Here is a 16,847-nt window from a genome sequence, read left to right as displayed (position 1 = left end):
ATTATGAAGACTATTGATAAAATACCCACCGGCAAAATTGGACGAACCAGTAAAATGGTTCAAACCGGAGTTAAAGTAGGAGGGAACTATATAAAATATTACGGAAAGAAGGCTTTTAATCGGGAATTGACCCGGGATGAATTAGATGAGAATAATGCTTCAGATATATATGATGGCCTTAAAAGTTTAAAAGGTAGTGCGCTCAAGGTTGCTCAAATGCTATCCATGGAGAAAAATTTGCTGCCTGGAGCCTATGTAGAAAAATTCAGTCTGGCGCAATTTAGCGTTCCACCATTGTCTGAACCTTTGGTTAGAAAAACTTTTAAAAAATATAATGGAGCATACCCGGAGAAGCTATATGATACTTTTGCAACCCGATCGGTAAATGCGGCCAGCATCGGTCAGGTGCACAGGGCTACAAAAGATGGGAAAAAACTTGCTGTGAAAATCCAGTATCCGGGGGTTGCAGATAGTATCAGTTCAGATCTGGCTATGGTGAAACCTATAGCTTTAAAGATGTTTAACCTGCAGGCGAAAGATTCAGAAAAATATTTTAAAGAGGTTGAAGGTAAGTTGCTGGAAGAAACAGATTATGTCCTGGAGGTAAAGCAGAGCAAACAAATATCTTCTGCCTGTGCCCATATCCCTCACCTTAAATTCCCTGAATATTACGAAGACCTTTCCAGTGAAAAGATCATAACCATGGATTGGATGGAAGGAGTTCATTTAAGTGAATTTTCAAATGTGAATAAGGACCAGGAGTTAGCTAATAAAATTGGACAGGCATTATGGGATTTTTACATGTATCAGATCCATTCCTTAAAGCAGGTGCATGCAGATCCTCATCCGGGGAATTTTATGGTAGATAGTGATCATAACCTAATCGCCATAGATTTTGGATGTATAAAACAAATCCCGGAAGATTTCTATAAACCTTATTTCTCGCTTACAAACCGGGAAAAACTTAATGATAAAAAATATTTCCAGGAAAGACTTTTGGATCTTGAAATTCTCACGGAAAATGATACATCAAGAGAAAAGGAATTTTTTTCTGAAATGTTCTATGAGATGTTTAAGATGTTTTCCACTCCATATCAATCTGAAGAATTTGATTTTACCGATGAAGATTTTTGGAGGAATTTGACAGATCTAAGTGAAAGGTATTCCAAAGATCAGGAATTACGGAAAATGAATGGTAACAGAGGAAGCAGGCATTTCCTTTATATGAGTCGTACTTTTTTTGGCCTTTACAATTTATTGCATGATCTAAAGGCAGTGGTTAAAACCGAACAATATAAAGAGTATAGCGAATAGTTGGTTTATTGGTTAGGTTGGTGGAAAGCGTAGTTGTGTACTTAACAGCTGCGCTTTCTTTTTTATATGAATAATCCACTTTTCAAATCTGTTTTAAATCATTATGATAGGCGGATCAATGTTTTTTTGAATTAAATTAATAAAGCGTAAATCTGGAATCCTTGATCTCAAGTGACCCGGGTTAAATCGCTTAGAACCCCTTTATTTGTCTTAATTAAGAAACCTGCAAGGCGGGAAGAAATGTTAATGTTTCTTATATTGCACGTCCGTTTTTTAGCGAATTAGCTAAATTTAATTAGTATATTATTTAATATCATAAATATCGTTCATGTATCAAACAAAAATTGCAGGATTAGGAAAATATGTACCGGAAAATGTTGTGACTAACGACGATCTGTCCAAATTAATGGACACTAATGATGAATGGATAACCGAGCGAACCGGAATAAAGGAACGCCGTCACATAAAAGAGGGCGATGGAAATACCACCGCGGTTATGGGAGTAAAAGCTGCCAAAATTGCGATTGAAAGATCTGGAATTTCCAAAGACGATATAGATCTTATCGTTTTTGCTACTTTGAGTCCCGACTATTATTTTCCTGGCTGTGGAGTACAGGTTCAGGAAATGCTGGAAATAGATACCTGCCCAGCATTGGATGTTAGAAATCAATGTAGCGGATTTATCTATGCAGTTTCTGTAGCTGACCAGTTTATTAAAACCGGAATGTATAAGAATGTTCTGGTAATTGGAAGTGAGAACCATAGTGGAGGTCTTGATTTTACAGACAGAGGTAGATCTGTTTCTGTAATTTTTGGAGATGGAGCAGGAGCTGCGGTTTTGACCAGAAGTGATCATAACGGGCAGGGGATTTTATCCACTCATTTACATTCAGAAGGGAAGCATGCCCTTGAACTTTCTTTAAAAGGACCAAGTACCAATCATTGGGTGCCTCAAATCATAGAAGAAAATCCGCAAGGAGATGATATTCCATATTACCCGTATATGAATGGCCAGTTTGTATTTAAAAATGCCATTCAAAGGTTTTCAGAAGTAATTAATGAAGCACTTCAGTCTAATGGCCTGGGAGTAGCAGATATAAACCTATTAGTGCCGCATCAGGCAAACCTGAGAATTTCACAATTCATTCAGCAAAAATTTAAACTGAAAGATGAGCAGGTATTTAATAATATCCAGAAATATGGAAATACTACTGCCGCTTCGATTCCAATTGCTTTAACTGAAGCCTGGGAAGAAGGTAAAGTCAAGGAGGGCGATATTGTAGTTCTGGCAGCTTTTGGTAGCGGATTTACCTGGGGAAGCGCAATCTTAAAATGGTAATTATAAAGCCCTATTTTGAACAGGGCTTTTTTTATACTCCTTTATAATATTTATAGAGATCATAGAATCCAAATAGAATGAAGCCTATGGCTAGTGCAATGCCCAGATTATCTGTTTGTACAGAGTTGAGTAATGTATAAAGTCTAAAACTTCCATAGAACAGAAATAATATTCCTAATACCAGATGCCAGATATTTCTCTGTGGGCTTTCGTTTACTTCCTCATTACTCATTATCAAAATCTTTAGGGAAAGTAGTACGGGCGATTTCCGTGGCTTCAGCAAATTTATCGTTCTCGACAAACAGTAAAACCTGGCCCGGTAATCCACCGCCAAATCCAGCTCTAAGGCCAGAATCGAAATCATTTCTTACTCTTGAATGTATTCCGGATTTTTCGAATAGATCCTGTAAGTATTGCACATTGGTCTCGGGCCCTGTATAGACCCTCTTATAATTCTGATCTTCGCTCATTTCTTATGGTTTTATCCTCTAAATTACAAATTAGTAAGACTTCTGGAAGGTTTAGGGATCTAATTAATTTTCAGGCATTGTAATATTTACTGTTCCATATCTCACTGCTGAAATTTTTTCCCATTTTAAATCCATAAAAAATAGACAATCCGGCAAGCCATTTAAATATAAAGAAGAATATCATTAGAAACTGTGTGATTGACTGATCTTGACTAAATAAACCATCCGGGACTAACAATGCGCACAGAAAACTGCCCGCTAAAAGTAAAACAACAAAATTTTCAAGGGTTTTAAAGGGCCACATTAATACTTTCCGAAAAGGGTGAAGATCATTGCCCCATTTATGGATCAAATAATAATACCCATTTCCTATTGGAGCGAACAAGAGTGGATCGTCTGCATTTTCCAGTTTAAAAAGTTTGGAAGGCGCCATTATTTTGAAACCTTTAAGGCTGGTATGATGCTGTTTTTCTAAAGCTTTAATTTTTTTAACCGCCTCCAATGGAACTTCGGATTTAAGAAGATTAGCATTCAGAAATCGGAGTCGGTAATCCACACAAATTTTTTCAATATCGTTGATGTGAAATATTTTATCTGTTTTTAGAAAATCAAAAATAAAGGCATTGCTTTCTGCAAAATTACCTTCCTTCAATTCTAATTGTATGCTTTTTTCAGAACTACTATGTGTTTGGAGAATATCATGAACCTGATTCATGATATCATTTTCATCAATAGTACGGTTTCGATACTTTAAGAGCCGCTGTTCAATATTGGTGGGAGAGATTTTCAACTGCATTTTCTTCTTCTTAAGCTACTCTAATTTAGTCAAATAAGCTTTAAGAAACAATCTCCAGTTTAATATAAACTTGTCACCTTGAGCAGGAAATGATGAAATGCTCTATAAATTATTTGTTCGCTGTGGCGGGTAGAAAATGGCCATAGCGGCTTTATGTCGTTAAAGAAAAGTCAAACCTTATAAATGATTTTTATATGGCCGGGTTTAGAGCTAATTTACCCTAAAACAGAAAAATTTTGATGTTATGAAAATTTGGAAAAGCTTTATTCTATTCACATTCATATCGGGTTTGCTCATCGCTTGTGGTTCGAGCGTGCCTACGGTAAAAAAGGATGTGCAAAAACTTAAATCTTATAATAGTTATGCTTATTTGCCTAATAAGGACACCATTCTTAACCGGGATCTAAACAATTCGGCTATTCAGGCAACGATTATCAATACCATTAATTCCAACATGAAGGAGAAAGGCTTTAATCTGGATAAGATCCAGCCTGATGTGCTGGTATATGTACATCCAATGTTTGATGAAAAAGTAGCGGTGAATGCCAATCCGGTTTATACCAATTATGCTTATTATCGACCGGGCTTTTATATTGGTCCATATTACCGTGACTATATGTATGATAATTATTTTACGGTGCAACGAATTGATGGTCCAAGGGTGAATCAAATTCCTTACAGAACCGGTTCTATTGTGATTGACCTTATAGACAGAAGGACCAATGAGATCCTGTGGCGTGGCACCTCGAATGAAAAAATTGAAAAAAAACGAATGGATCGTGAAATCCGGGAATATATCGATGAGACCTTTAAAGGTCTTTAATATTTAAAAGGCAAAAAAAAACCGTGTGAAGTTCACACGGTTTTTTTTATTATCTCAACTCTGCTTTAAGCTCTTTCTCGAACCTGAATTTGAGTTTACTCATCAATTTATCAACTTGCTTATCGGTTAAAGTTTTATGCTCATCCTGGAAAATAAAGCTAACTGCATAACTTTTCTTTCCTTCAGGTAAACTGTCCCCTTCGTAGACATCGAACAAATTCACGTCTTTAAGTAATTTCTTCTCTGTCTGGTAAGCGATCTGCTCTATTTCGTCGTAAGAAACGGCATTGTCAAGCAGCAGTGCGAAATCCCTTCTCATACTTGGATGTTTTGGGATAGAAGTAACCTTCCTTTTTTGCTGTTTCGCCAATTCAACTATTTCACTCCAATTGAAATCTGCATAGATCACTTCCTGATCGATATCGAATTTTTTCAGAATAGATTTTTTAACTACTCCAAAATCAACAAGTTTTGATTTCTTAGTACTTAGCTGAAGCCCTTCAGAGAAGATCTCACTTTTACCTGCCTTCGATTTTAAACCTGTAATTCCCAGTTTTTCAAAAATAGTGTCAATTACTCCTTTCAGATAAAAGAAATTTCCTTTCCCCGGGATCGTGTTCCAGCTCTCAGAAGATCTGTTGCCTGAAATGAACAGGGAAAGATGTTTGTTCTCTGTTCTGCCACTAACATAAGAGTGATAGGTTTTTCCGAATTCAAAGATCCTTAGATTATGTCTTTTGCGGTTAAGGTTATAGCTAATGGTTTCCAACCCTGAAAACAACATGGTTTGTCTTAAGACTGAAAGATCCTGACTTAGCGGATTAAGCATCTTAACCTGATACTCATCCTTAAGATCATCGCTATACTTATTATATTCTGCCGTGGTCAAAGAATTGGACATGGTTTCATAAAAGCCCTGACCAATTAACTGGTTAGCGATAAGGTTCTGGATCTTATAATCTTCAAATTTGGATGAATTAGCTACCGAAAGGCTAAGTTTATCCCCAAACTTAATGTTGTTGTAACCGTAAACTCTCAGGATTTCCTCGATGACATCAGATTCTCTGTGAACATCTACCCTATAAGAAGGAATGGTTAGACCCATTCCGGTTTCGGTAACATTATTAACCCGTATTTCCAAAGAGGCGAGAATAGATTTTATAGTTTCCTCTTCCAGGTTTTCTCCAATTAACTTATTTACTTTTTCAAAGGTTAAGAATACCTGGAAATCCTCAATTTTTTTAAAATAAAGATCATCAATGTCACTGGTGATTTCCCCTCCGGCAATTTCTTTTATAAGTAAGGCGGCTCTTTTTAAGGCATATTCCACCTGATTGATATCAATCCCTCTTTCGAACCTAAAAGAAGCATCAGTATTTAAAGCATGGCGTTTAGCAGTTTTTCGAACGCTAACCGGATTAAAATATGCACTTTCCAGGAAAATTTGAGTGGTAGAAGCAGTAACTCCACTTCCAAGACCACCAAACACACCTGCAATGGCCAGTGGCTTTTCCGCATCACATATCATAAGGTCTTCTTCGTGCAGTTCTCGTTCCACTTCATCGAGAGTCGTAAACTTAGTTCCGGCTTTAACCGTGGTTACATTGATCTCGTTTCCGGCAATTTGAGATGCATCAAAAGCGTGTAGTGGTTGCCCAAGCTCATGCATCACATAATTCGTGGCATCCACAATATTATTCTTAGGCGTAATTCCAATAGCCTTAAGTCTATTCTGCAACCATTTAGGAGATTCACCAACCTTAATTTCAGAAATCGTGACACCACAATATCTTGGAGCAAGGTTAGAATCTTCCACTTTTATCTGGATCTTTAAACTCCTGCTATCAACATGAAAACTACTTACTGAAGGTGTAATTAGTTCAAGATGCTGACCTTTTTGCTGGTAACCGGCTTTTAGATCCCTCGCCACACCCCAGTGACTCATAGCATCGGCGCGGTTAGGAGTAAGGCCTATTTCAAATACTTCATCGTTCTCAACCTCAAATAATTCGGCGACCGGAGTTCCCGGAACCAGTTCGTTGTCCATTACCATGATTCCCTCATGGCTTTGACCTAAACCAAGCTCTTTTTCGGAACAAATCATTCCAAAACTCACTTCTCCCCGAATTTTACCTTTTTTTATTTCCCAGGATTCACCTTTTTCGTCATACAGTACGGTGCCTATAGTTGCCACCGGTACTTTTTGTCCTGCAGCTATATTAGGGGCTCCACATACGATCTGTACATCTTCGCCATTTCCCAGATTCACCCTGGTGAGGTTAAGTCGGTCGGCATTTGGATGAGGTTCACAACTTAAAACGTGTCCTACCACCACGCCGGCCATTCCACCTTTAACACTTTGGAATTCGTTAATACCTTCTACTTCCAGACCAAGATCTGTAAGAAGTTCTCCGGTATTTTCAGCGTTTTCAGGTAATTTTATAAACTGTTTCAGCCAGTTATAAGAAATCTTCATGAGTAATCTTTTTCAGCCAGCAAAGATAGTATTACGAATGGTTTTGTCATAATCTGGTAACCAATTTTGTAGATATGTTTTTAAATGAAAAAGAGGCTTAAAAAAACCTCTTTTATCAGAATCATATACTATAAAAATAATCAGTCCTTTTTGGTGAGATCCATGGACCGGATCTTTTCCCAACCATTCTCTCCAGAGGTGAACACCACCCAGTGTACTGAATTATTTTCTTTTATTATTTCATGTTTTCTCTCCTGGGGAGCGTTATCTGTGTCCATGAATTTTTCTATGAATTCATAATGACCCGGCTTGGTTTCTTTTACTTTCATTTTTGAAGTAGCAATGCCACCCGGTTGATTTCTACCCATAAAAGCAATGTCAAACTCATCATTTGCAGGATTGTAAACCATAATTCTTTTACAGCAAGGTTTCTTTGCAGAATCATCGTGGTCTATAATTAAAACCGAACCTTCTTTTTGAAATGTAATATTATTTGCTCCCGAAGAGTTACTCGTTTCTTTGTCGTTCTTATAAACTGTGGTCTCATTATCCCAGTTCCCAATAAGGAAATTAAGTTGCTTGTCCTTATTCTCGAGAATGGCCATTTTCGCTTTCCCGGCTTCAATGATCAAATTATTATCAATATGATCTGTTTGTTCTGCAATCGCCAGGGATTTTTCTATGTATTTAACTGCCTCATCCTGTTTTCCCATTTCTAGAAGTAGATCTGAATAGGAATCATAAGGATTGGCCTCTTCGGGATATTCATCTATTTGGGCTTTTAATAGAACCTCTGCCGCCACCATGTCCTTATCATCCTGCATTAACCTGTAGCCTAAAATATTGAGAGGTTCCTGAAGACCTTCATAATCTGTATTGGAATTGTTCTTTTTATAAAGCTTTAAGACTTCATCAGGCCCTTTAAGTTTATAGGTTTCGTAAAGTTTGGAAACCATATCATCATTGGTTTCCTGAGCGTAAATTGAAGTAGTGAAGATTATTAGCAACAGGCTAATAATACCTCTAAGTTTAATAATTGTACTCATAATTATGGTATTAGAAAAATTTAAATAGGTGTTCAAATTTGCCGGTGTCCTTCCTAGAAAAAGTAGACAACGTTGAGGTTCTTTTAAACCGTAGGAAAAGTATTATAACTTTGGGTCTCGTTTAAAGATAAATAAAAAGTATTTATCTATCTGAATTTCAAGGTTTAAAATTTAAGGATATAGTAAAATTAGGCTATGGCGGTGGATTGGTGAGTGAAAAGCATCAGTCTTAAGGCCTAATTAGACAAAGTCCACCGAAGTTTGAATAAGGGCCTTGAAGATCAAGGGTTAACTAATATAGTTCCAGATAGTTTTATTTTTGACCAGGCGGGAATAGGCATGACGAATGCCAATATTTTCTTCTTTCTCCAGATTGGGGTCTTCCTTTAAAATTTTACCGGCATACGATCTGGCCAATTTTAGGATGGAATTATCCTTAACAATATCGGCTATTTTTAAATTTAAAACTCCGCTTTGTTGAGTTCCCATAAGGTCTCCGGGGCCTCTTAATTTAAGATCAACTTCAGCAATTTCAAACCCATCATTGGTTGCGGTCATAGTTTCCAGTCGGGTTTTACTGTCGTTGGATAATTTATGACCGGTCATGAGGATACAAAAACTTTGTTCGGCTCCCCGGCCAACCCTTCCGCGTAACTGGTGGAGCTGAGAAAGACCAAACCGCTCCGCGCTTTCAATGATCATAACACTGGCATTGGGCACATTTACACCTACTTCAATAACGGTTGTGGCAACCATTATTTGAGTTTCCCCTCTTACAAACCTGTCCATTTCATAGTCCTTATCTGCAGGTTTCATTTGCCCGTGGACTATGGAGATCTGAAAATCGGGAAACTCCCTGGCGATACTTTCATATCCATCCATCAGATCTTTATAATCCATTTTTTCTGACTCCTGGATAAGCGGATATACCACATACACCTGTCGGCCTTTTTTAATTTCGTCGCGAATAAATGCAAAAACCTTTAAGCGATTACTGTCATATCTATGTACCGTTTTAATTGGTTTCCTGCCGGGTGGTAACTCGTCGATAACTGAAATATCCAGATCACCATATAAACTCATGGCCAGTGTTCGTGGAATAGGAGTGGCGGTCATTACAAGGATGTGCGGCGGGATATGATTTTTTTTCCACAGCTTGGCCCGCTGAGCTACTCCAAACCTATGTTGTTCATCAATTACCGCAAGCCCAAGATTTTTAAACTTCACTTTGTCCTCCAGGAGGGCGTGGGTACCAATCAGGATATCAATTTCTCCCGATTCCAGTTTTTCATGGATCTCCCTTCGCATGGCTGTTTTGGTAGACCCTGTCAAAAGATAAATTTTTAGATCAAGGTCCTTACAAAGGTCGGCCAGTCCGTTATAATGCTGTATGGAAAGAATCTCTGTTGGTGCCATTAAACAGGCCTGAAATCCGTTATCCAGCGCGATCAACATGCTCATCAAAGCGACGATGGTTTTCCCGGAACCCACATCACCCTGTAGCAATCGGTTCATCTGGGCACCACTTCCCATATCACTCCTTATTTCTTTTACCACACGTTTTTGAGCATTGGTAAGCTCAAAAGGCAGGTGTTCCTGGTAAAATTCCAGAAAATGCCCGCCAATTTTTTCAAAACTGAAGCCTTTGATCTTCTGCTTATTCAGCATGTTTTTACGCAGTAACTGAATTTGAATAAAGAATAATTCTTCAAATTTTAGTCTGAATTGAGCTTTAGCCAGAAGCTCCTGATTTTTTGGAAAATGGATATTAAATAAAGCTTCAGCTTTGGAAATTAGTTTAAGCTCTTCCAGTAATCCTCGATTTAAACTTTCAGAAAACTTTAAACCCGTTTGCTGAAGCACCTCCTGCATGAGCCTCATTACAACCCGGTTGGTGATGCCCTTTTTCTGAAGCATTTCTGTGGAAGGGTATACCGGTTGCATGGCAACTCTAAGATTTTTTTTATAATCGGAAACCAGCTCAAGCTCAGGATGAGGCATACTGAACATCCCGTTATAATAATTGGTACGCCCAAAAATGACATAGGGCGTATTCAATTTCAGGTTTTCCCTTATCCATTTATGGCCCCGGAACCAGATAAGTTCCATCCGGCCGGTATCGTCTACAAAATCGGCAACAAGGCGTTTCCCTTTTTTTTGATCGACCATTTTCATATGGACGATCTTGCCAACAATCTGTACTTCTGAAGTATTTTGCTGCAGGGCTGCGATCTTGTAAAACCCGGTTTTGTCGATATAGCGGTTCGGGAAAAAATTGATCAGATCTCTGTAAGAAGAAATATTAAGTTCTTTTTTTAAGGTTTCGGCACGATTTGGACCTACTCCTTTTAAATACTCAATAGGTGTTTGTAACAGATTCTGAATCATAAAAACGAAGATATTAAATCAGTTTGATTTTTGGAGCGGTAGTTTTCCAATACTGCATTAATCCTGATTTTTAAAGACTGCTATTTCAATTTTTGTATTTTGCATTGGCATACTATTTTATTCTATGAGGAATTTTATAATCCTACTCTTCTTCTTTTATTTTTCAATACTTCCGGCTCAGGTAATTATTGATTCACAAATAGATAACTTCGACTTTAAGGAAATTGATGCCTATGTGAACATCGATCCTGTGAAGCAGATGGTAAAAGGGCAAATCAATTATAAGATCGATTTTACGGGAACTTCAGATACCTTATTTATCAATGGGAAAAAGATGAAATTTTCTGAAGTTGAGCTAAACGGCAAGTCGGTAGTTTATTCCACAGATGATGAAGGGATATATATACTTCAAAATTTCCAGCCTTCTTTGAACAATATACTGAGTTTAAATTATGAGGTAAGTCCGGCACAGGGAATGTATTTTATTAACTGGCAATTACCTGATATTCCGGATTCTAAAAAACAGGTTTGGACGCAGGGACAGGGAAAATATACTTCAACCTGGTTGCCAAGTCCCGATGATATGCGGGAAAAAGCTGTTTTTGATCTTAAAGTCGAATTTCCGGAACAATTCAATGTGATTGCCAATGGTGTGGAAAAAGCTAATACAAAGGTCTCGGACTCCACGAAGCTATGGGAATTTGATATGGTTGAGCCCATGAGTAGTTATTTACTGGCTGTTGCGGCGGGTATTTATGACTATAAAACCACAGTTTCAGCATCTAATAAAAATATTCAAATTTATTATTCGCCGGAAGATTCAAGTCTGGTGGAATCAACCTACCTATATTCTGCAGAAATAATGGATTTTATGGAAGAGGAGATCGGTGTTCCTTATCCATGGCAGAATTATAAACAAATCCCGGTAAAGGATTTCTTATATGCAGGGATGGAGAATACGGGAACCACCATATTTTCTGAATCCTTAATGGTGGATAAAATTGGGTTCCATGACCGCAATTATGTGAACGTCAATGCCCATGAACTGGCCCATCAATGGTTTGGAAATCTTATAACTGAAAAAGATGGAGGACACCACTGGTTGCATGAAGGTTTTGCGACTTTTTATGCGTTGTTAGCAGAAAAGAAAATTTTTGGTGAGGATTACTATTACTGGAAATTGTACGAATCTGCCGAAACCTTAAAGAAATTAAGTGATCATGGGAAAGGAGAATCTTTACTTGATCCCGGCGCCGGAAGCATTACATTTTATCAAAAGGGAGCATGGACGCTGCATATTTTACGCGAGAAAGTAGGGGACGAAGCTTTTAAAATGGGCATTAAAAATTACCTTCAGAAGTATGCGTTTCAGGGAGTGGATACGGAAGAGTTCTTAACTGAGATGGAAAAAGCATCCGGAATGGATCTTCTTAATTTTAGAAAGGACTGGCTGGAGCAATCAGCTTTTAAAGCGAATCAATCGCTTAATTCCCTCAAGAATTCGCCATTTATCACTTCCTATCTGGAACTGGCTGCTTTAAGGGAAACGCCCTTAGACCAGAAGTTTAGTTATCTGGATAAAGCTTTAGGTTTTCCGGTGAACAATTGTCTAGGTCAGGAAGTAGTTCACCAGCTTTCAGGTTTAACTTCAGAGCAGGCAATGATTCTGTATAAAAAAGCTTTTGAAACTAATAATTTATATGTGCGACAGGCAATTGCCATTAGCATGCAAGAAATTCCGCCAGCACTTAAAAAAGATTTCGAATCCTTGCTTAAAGATGATTCCTATCTTACCATTGAAGCTGCCCTGTACAAACTTTGGGAACAATTCCCCCAGGACCGCGACAAGTATTTAGAGTTAACCCGAAACATAGATGGTTTCTATGAAAAAAATGTTAGAATGCTTTGGCTTGCTCTCAACCTGGTCACTCCCGATTTTGAAACTGAAAATAATCAGGAATATTATGAGGAATTGGCGGGTTATACTATGGAATCATATCCATTTCAGGTACGGGAAAATGCATTCGGTTATTTGTTCCAGTTAGGCGCTTTTAATGATTCCAGTTTAAAAAGTCTTATAAAAGCCACGAATCATCATACCTGGAGCTTCAGAAATTATTCCAGAAAATTACTTTCAGAATTATTGAAAAATGAAGAATACAGGAGAGATCTGCTACAGGTTTCTTCAGAATTGACCGAGAACGAAACAAGTTATTTACGACTAAAAATTTCAGGATAATATGAGAGCATTAGTGATCTCCGGTGGTGGTAGTAAAGGTGCTTTTGCAGGAGGTGTTGCTCAATATCTTACTGAGGTTTTAAAACGCGATTATGATATTTTTATAGGTACTTCTACCGGCAGCCTTTTGATTTCGCATATGGCATTGCACAAAGCTGAAAAAGTGAAGCAGGCATACACCAATGTTGATCAGGATAGTATTTTTAGTAATCAGCCTTTTAATATTTCCAAAAAACATGGATATGAGAATATTACCATCAATCATTATAACGTGTTAAAGAATTTATTACGAGGGAAAAAGACCTTTGGTGATAGTTATAATCTCAAAAAACTACTTCATAAAACCTTTACAAAAGAGGAATTCAACGAGCTTAAAGCAGGAGGTAAAGATATAGTGGTTACAGTGTCTAACCTTTCTCTTAATGAAGTCGAGTATAAATCGATCAAGAACTTTGATTATGAAAGTTTTTTAGATTGGATCTGGATTTCCTGTAATTACGCGCCGTTTATGAGTCTGGCAAAGAAGAATGGCTGTGAATATGCAGATGGCGGACTTGGAAGTATGGTCCCTTTGGAGGAGGCTATTAAAAGAGGTGCGACAGAAGTTGATGCCATTATTCTGAAAACTGAAGTCACCTATTTAAACCGCCTTCCGTCTAAAAACGTATTTTCCCTTATCACGAATATGTTTGAATTTATGCTGAACAGGATAGAATATCAAAATATTCAGATCGGAAAATTTTCTGCAGCCAATAAAGATTGTATTTTAAACCTGTATTATACTCCCAGCGTTTTAACGACCAACTCGCTTATTTTTGATAAAGAGAAAATGACGGAGTGGTGGGAAAGTGGCTATGAGTTTGCAAAGTACCGAAACGAAGAAATTAACGAAATTCAACCTTAATGCGTGCACTGGTAATATCTGGAGGAGGAAGTAAAGGAGCCTTCGCTGGCGGAGTTGCTCAATATTTAATTCAGGAACAAAAACGCAAATACGATCTTTTTCTGGGCACATCTACAGGGAGCCTTTTAATTCCACATCTTGCAGCCGGGAACATCCAGAAGGTGTATGATATTTACACCAATGTAAATCAACGAAAGATCTTTAGTGTGAATCCTTTTGTGGTGAAGAAAAAGGAAGGCCGGGAATATGTTACAATTAATTACCTGAATACTATCTGGCAGTTTATAAGGCAACGCCGTACGTTTGGAGAGAGTAAAGCACTTAGACGGAACATTCGGAAAAATTTTTCACACCAGGATTTCGATTTGTTGAAAGGCAATGTAAAAGATGTAGTGGTAACAGTTTCCAATTTGTCCAAGAACAGAGTTGAATATAAATCCATCCATGAATTTGAGTATGATGATTTTTGTGACTGGATATGGATCAGCTGTAATTATATTCCATTTATGAGTCTCGCTCAAAAGGATGGGTTTGAATATGCCGATGGCGGTCTTGGTTGTGTGGTTCCAATTAGAGAAGCTATCAAGCGAGGTGCGACTGAAGTTGACGCGATCATTCTCGAAGCCGAAAATATGGAATACAATAAGATATTAGGGAAAAACCCATTTTCTCTTATGGTAAACCTTTTTGGATTTTTACTCGATCAGGTGGAATACCATGATATCGTGGAAGGTAAACTTGCGGCTATGAATAAAAAAGTAAAGCTGAATATCTATTATACGCCTACGAAACTTACTGAAAATTCCCTCGTTTTCAACAAAAAAGCAATGACAGAATGGTGGCAGCAGGGTTATGAATATGCTGAAAAGAAAGAGATGGAAAGGAAAGCCTCAAAATCCTCCTGGTTTAAGTTAGGTTTTTAACTTCTTTCTTAATGTAAGATAATGCAGCATCTGTAGGAGGTTGCTTGTCCATCATACCTTTTAGAACAACTTCTCGTAATTCATCCGGTGTACTTACACCTTCTTTCCCGGAAGCATTTCTAAGCATATTAATAGTTGCATTCTTGGCTGTTTTAATGTAATCCCAGCAGGAATCGCTAATATATATTTGTTGTGCCAGATTATGCTCGAATTCCTGATCTATGTTTGCAATGAGCAAATTTACATACGAAGCAACATCATCAGAAGTAGGCTGTACTCTAAACAATAACTTCCCTGGAGAGATGCGTTCCAGATAAAGAGCAAAGCGTTCATAAGCCTGTAATTTTATAGGGAGAGTGGTTTTTTGTTTTTCCCTTAATAATAGGAATCTTCTGCGGTTCTCTTCATTATTGGTGTATACATGGAAAAAATAATAACTAATTAGCCCCACTATTAAAGCCGGCAGTATGCCGTATAGTAAATCAAGGATCGCAGTTTCGTTCATTTATAAAAATTTAATCAATGGAATCTTCGGTTAGTTTCATCATTTCCAGGTTGAGGTTTCCTCCTAAATGAGGGCATTCCAGAAGTTCATTAACCGAGCCGAAATTTACTTCATCTTTATGGTAAGAAAAAGTCGTGGCCAGAGTTTTTGCCAAATTCTTATCGCTTAAGTTAATGTCCACATCATCTGTGGTAAATTGGCAGGGGTGCTCATATCCACAGGCATGGCTAATTTGAAGCAGCTCCTTCCTGAATTTCACGAAATAGAAATTAGTTCTCATGGCCTTATCCTGAATATCAATCCCCGCCTGCAACCACTTATTTTGTGTAGCAACTCCGGTGGGACAGGTGTTGGTATGGCAACTTTGTGCCTGTATACAACCAATGCTCATCATAGCTTCCCGCGCCACATTGATGCAGTCTGCGCCAAGAGCAAGGGCCATAGCAGCTTTGGCCGGGAAGCCCAGTTTTCCGGCAGCAACAAATACAATTCTGTCGGTTAATTTATAATTCTGGAAGACTTTGTAAACATCTGTAAAAGCGTAAATCCAGGGGAGAGAAACATGATCTGCAAAACTTGGGGGAGCCGCCCCGGTTCCTCCTTCGCCACCATCAATGGAAATAAAGTCGGGACCGCGATCCTGCTCCTGCATGATGCTGGCGAGTTTTTTCCAGTCGTTCAACTGTCCTACTGCCGATTTGATCCCTACGGGTAAGCCTGTAGCTTCAGCAATTTCTTCAATAAAATCCACCATTCCCTCAATCCCCTCAAATGCGGTATGATAGGAGGGAGAAAGTACATCTTTACCCAAGGGAACTCCCCGAATTTCAGAAATTTCTTTAGAGATCTTAGCAGCGGGTAATACACCACCTTTTCCCGGTTTTGCACCCTGGGATAATTTTAATTCTATAGCTCTTATCTGCGGATTATTTTTCACCAGGTCAACCAGTTTTTCCATAGAGAAATTCCCCAATCCGTCTCTGGTTCCAAAATAACCGGTTCCTATCTGGAAAACCACATCTGCCCCTTTTTGATGGTAAGATGATAATCCACCTTCACCGGTGTTGTGATAAGCCCCTGAAAGTTTACATCCTAAATTGAGCGATTCTATGGCTTTGGCTGAAAGTGATCCAAAACTCATGGCCGAAATATTTATTATAGAGGCCGGGCGATATGGTCTTCTGCGCTTATTAAACTGGCCCATAACTTTTGCGCAGGGAATAAGTCCGCTGTTCTTTCTGTTTGGGTGATCTGCCGGTAATTTATAGGGAAGCATGGCATTATTGATAAAAATATAATGCGTGGAAAATATATCCTGATCTGTTCCAAAACCTTCGTAATTATTCTCGTTTTTGGCAGAGGCATATATCCATCCGCGTTCTCTGCGGTTAAAAGGAAGTTCTTCCCGATTATTTGCTACAATGTACTGCCTGAGTTCCGGTCCTATACTTTCCAGGAAATATCTCATATGGCCTACCACCGGAAAATTATGAAGAATTGTATGCTTTCTGTTTAAAAAGACATCTCTAAAGGCAACGAGCATCAGGAATAAAATGAGCCATACCCACCATGGAATTTTTATAAGGAAATCAAATATAACTTGCATTTATAAGGTCTTAAATGT

General features: G+C 38.1%; 14 protein-coding genes. 6 read left to right on the top strand and 8 right to left on the bottom strand.

The window, feature by feature from the left end:
• Positions 1-3 precede the first annotated feature (3 nt).
• Together ACNKXV_RS01895 and ACNKXV_RS01890 are read left to right on the top strand one after the other, a co-directional pair.
• On the top strand, positions 4-1,314 hold the full coding sequence (locus ACNKXV_RS01895; protein ID WP_417906003.1) for an ABC1 kinase family protein: 1,311 nt from the start codon (positions 4-6) through the stop codon (positions 1,312-1,314).
• A 328-nt stretch (positions 1,315-1,642) separates the two neighbouring features.
• Complete coding sequence (locus tag ACNKXV_RS01890) at positions 1,643-2,653, top strand: 3-oxoacyl-ACP synthase III family protein (RefSeq protein ID WP_417906002.1); 1,011 nt, start codon at positions 1,643-1,645, stop codon at positions 2,651-2,653.
• A 31-nt stretch (positions 2,654-2,684) separates the two neighbouring features.
• On the opposite strand, the gene ACNKXV_RS01885 is transcribed toward ACNKXV_RS01890, so the two are convergent.
• The 3 genes from ACNKXV_RS01885 to ACNKXV_RS01875 form a co-directional block, all read right to left on the bottom strand.
• The gene (locus tag ACNKXV_RS01885) at positions 2,685-2,885 is read right to left on the bottom strand and encodes a hypothetical protein (protein WP_417906001.1); all 201 of its coding nucleotides are present in this window, start codon (positions 2,883-2,885) and stop codon (positions 2,685-2,687) included.
• Positions 2,878-3,123, bottom strand: coding sequence for a putative signal transducing protein (locus ACNKXV_RS01880; RefSeq protein WP_417906000.1), 246 nt, complete (start codon positions 3,121-3,123; stop codon positions 2,878-2,880). Before ACNKXV_RS01880 ends, ACNKXV_RS01885 begins: the two co-directional genes overlap by 8 nt.
• A gap of 70 nt (positions 3,124-3,193) precedes the next feature.
• A complete protein-coding gene (locus ACNKXV_RS01875; protein ID WP_417905999.1) occupies positions 3,194-3,919 on the bottom strand; it encodes a hypothetical protein in 726 nt (241 codons plus the stop codon).
• Positions 3,920-4,163: 244 nt separating this feature from the next.
• Here ACNKXV_RS01875 and ACNKXV_RS01870 point away from each other — a divergent pair, with 244 nt between their 5' ends.
• Positions 4,164-4,742 carry a DUF4136 domain-containing protein gene (locus ACNKXV_RS01870; protein WP_417905998.1) on the top strand — a complete coding sequence of 193 codons (579 nt, stop codon included), beginning with the start codon at positions 4,164-4,166 and terminating at the stop codon, positions 4,740-4,742.
• A 49-nt stretch (positions 4,743-4,791) separates the two neighbouring features.
• Here ACNKXV_RS01870 and pheT read toward each other — a convergent pair whose 3' ends face one another.
• The 3 genes from pheT to recG all read right to left on the bottom strand — a co-directional run bounded on the left by pheT (position 4,792) and on the right by recG (position 10,652).
• Positions 4,792-7,218 carry a phenylalanine--tRNA ligase subunit beta gene (gene pheT, locus ACNKXV_RS01865; protein ID WP_417905997.1) on the bottom strand — a complete coding sequence of 809 codons (2,427 nt, stop codon included), beginning with the start codon at positions 7,216-7,218 and terminating at the stop codon, positions 4,792-4,794.
• 140 nt (positions 7,219-7,358) lie between these two features.
• Positions 7,359-8,264 (bottom strand): tetratricopeptide repeat protein, encoded by a 906-nt coding sequence (locus ACNKXV_RS01860; protein WP_417905996.1) that lies wholly within the window; start codon positions 8,262-8,264, stop codon positions 7,359-7,361.
• Positions 8,265-8,552: 288 nt separating this feature from the next.
• Positions 8,553-10,652: an ATP-dependent DNA helicase RecG gene (gene recG, locus ACNKXV_RS01855; protein WP_417905995.1), complete on the bottom strand. Its 2,100-nt coding sequence runs from the start codon at positions 10,650-10,652 to the stop codon at positions 8,553-8,555.
• A 124-nt stretch (positions 10,653-10,776) separates the two neighbouring features.
• On the opposite strand from recG, the gene ACNKXV_RS01850 reads away from it, so the two are divergent.
• Genes ACNKXV_RS01850 through ACNKXV_RS01840 form a run of 3 tightly spaced genes read left to right on the top strand, consistent with a single transcriptional unit; the run spans position 10,777 to position 14,718 of the window.
• A complete protein-coding gene (locus tag ACNKXV_RS01850) occupies positions 10,777-12,891 on the top strand; it encodes a M1 family metallopeptidase (protein ID WP_417905994.1) in 2,115 nt (704 codons plus the stop codon).
• A gap of 1 nt (position 12,892) precedes the next feature.
• On the top strand, positions 12,893-13,795 hold the full coding sequence (locus tag ACNKXV_RS01845) for a patatin-like phospholipase family protein (protein ID WP_417905993.1): 903 nt from the start codon (positions 12,893-12,895) through the stop codon (positions 13,793-13,795).
• Positions 13,795-14,718 (top strand): patatin-like phospholipase family protein, encoded by a 924-nt coding sequence (locus ACNKXV_RS01840; RefSeq protein ID WP_417905992.1) that lies wholly within the window; start codon positions 13,795-13,797, stop codon positions 14,716-14,718. Before ACNKXV_RS01845 ends, ACNKXV_RS01840 begins: the two co-directional genes overlap by 1 nt.
• On the opposite strand, the gene ACNKXV_RS01835 is transcribed toward ACNKXV_RS01840, so the two are convergent.
• Positions 14,702-15,223, bottom strand: coding sequence for a DUF7935 family protein (locus ACNKXV_RS01835; RefSeq protein ID WP_417905991.1), 522 nt, complete (start codon positions 15,221-15,223; stop codon positions 14,702-14,704). The two genes, ACNKXV_RS01840 and ACNKXV_RS01835, sit on opposite strands and share 17 nt — an antisense overlap.
• 10 nt (positions 15,224-15,233) lie before the next feature.
• Positions 15,234-16,829: an FMN-binding glutamate synthase family protein gene (locus tag ACNKXV_RS01830; RefSeq protein WP_417905990.1), complete on the bottom strand. Its 1,596-nt coding sequence runs from the start codon at positions 16,827-16,829 to the stop codon at positions 15,234-15,236.
• Positions 16,830-16,847 lie beyond the last annotated feature (18 nt).

It is taken from the genome of Christiangramia aquimixticola, assembly GCF_048285835.1.
In the GTDB taxonomy this organism is placed as follows: Bacteria; Bacteroidota; Bacteroidia; order Flavobacteriales; family Flavobacteriaceae; genus Christiangramia; species Christiangramia aquimixticola.
This window is presented reverse-complemented; position numbering and strand designations above follow the sequence as displayed.

Excerpts from the sequence above, each read along its gene's own strand:
- ACNKXV_RS01895 (WP_417906003.1), top strand. The coding sequence starts at position 4 with ATGAAGACTATTGATAAAATACCCACCGGCAAAATTGGACGAACCAGT.
- ACNKXV_RS01890 (WP_417906002.1), top strand. The coding sequence starts at position 1,643 with ATGTATCAAACAAAAATTGCAGGATTAGGAAAATATGTACCGGAAAAT.
- ACNKXV_RS01885 (WP_417906001.1), bottom strand. The coding sequence starts at position 2,885 with ATGAGTAATGAGGAAGTAAACGAAAGCCCACAGAGAAATATCTGGCAT.
- ACNKXV_RS01880 (WP_417906000.1), bottom strand. The coding sequence starts at position 3,123 with ATGAGCGAAGATCAGAATTATAAGAGGGTCTATACAGGGCCCGAGACC.
- ACNKXV_RS01875 (WP_417905999.1), bottom strand. The coding sequence starts at position 3,919 with ATGCAGTTGAAAATCTCTCCCACCAATATTGAACAGCGGCTCTTAAAG.
- ACNKXV_RS01870 (WP_417905998.1), top strand. The coding sequence starts at position 4,164 with ATGAAAATTTGGAAAAGCTTTATTCTATTCACATTCATATCGGGTTTG.
- pheT (WP_417905997.1), bottom strand. The coding sequence starts at position 7,218 with ATGAAGATTTCTTATAACTGGCTGAAACAGTTTATAAAATTACCTGAA.
- ACNKXV_RS01860 (WP_417905996.1), bottom strand. The coding sequence starts at position 8,264 with ATGAGTACAATTATTAAACTTAGAGGTATTATTAGCCTGTTGCTAATA.
- recG (WP_417905995.1), bottom strand. The coding sequence starts at position 10,652 with ATGATTCAGAATCTGTTACAAACACCTATTGAGTATTTAAAAGGAGTA.
- ACNKXV_RS01850 (WP_417905994.1), top strand. The coding sequence starts at position 10,777 with ATGAGGAATTTTATAATCCTACTCTTCTTCTTTTATTTTTCAATACTT.
- ACNKXV_RS01845 (WP_417905993.1), top strand. The coding sequence starts at position 12,893 with ATGAGAGCATTAGTGATCTCCGGTGGTGGTAGTAAAGGTGCTTTTGCA.
- ACNKXV_RS01840 (WP_417905992.1), top strand. The coding sequence starts at position 13,795 with ATGCGTGCACTGGTAATATCTGGAGGAGGAAGTAAAGGAGCCTTCGCT.
- ACNKXV_RS01835 (WP_417905991.1), bottom strand. The coding sequence starts at position 15,223 with ATGAACGAAACTGCGATCCTTGATTTACTATACGGCATACTGCCGGCT.
- ACNKXV_RS01830 (WP_417905990.1), bottom strand. The coding sequence starts at position 16,829 with ATGCAAGTTATATTTGATTTCCTTATAAAAATTCCATGGTGGGTATGG.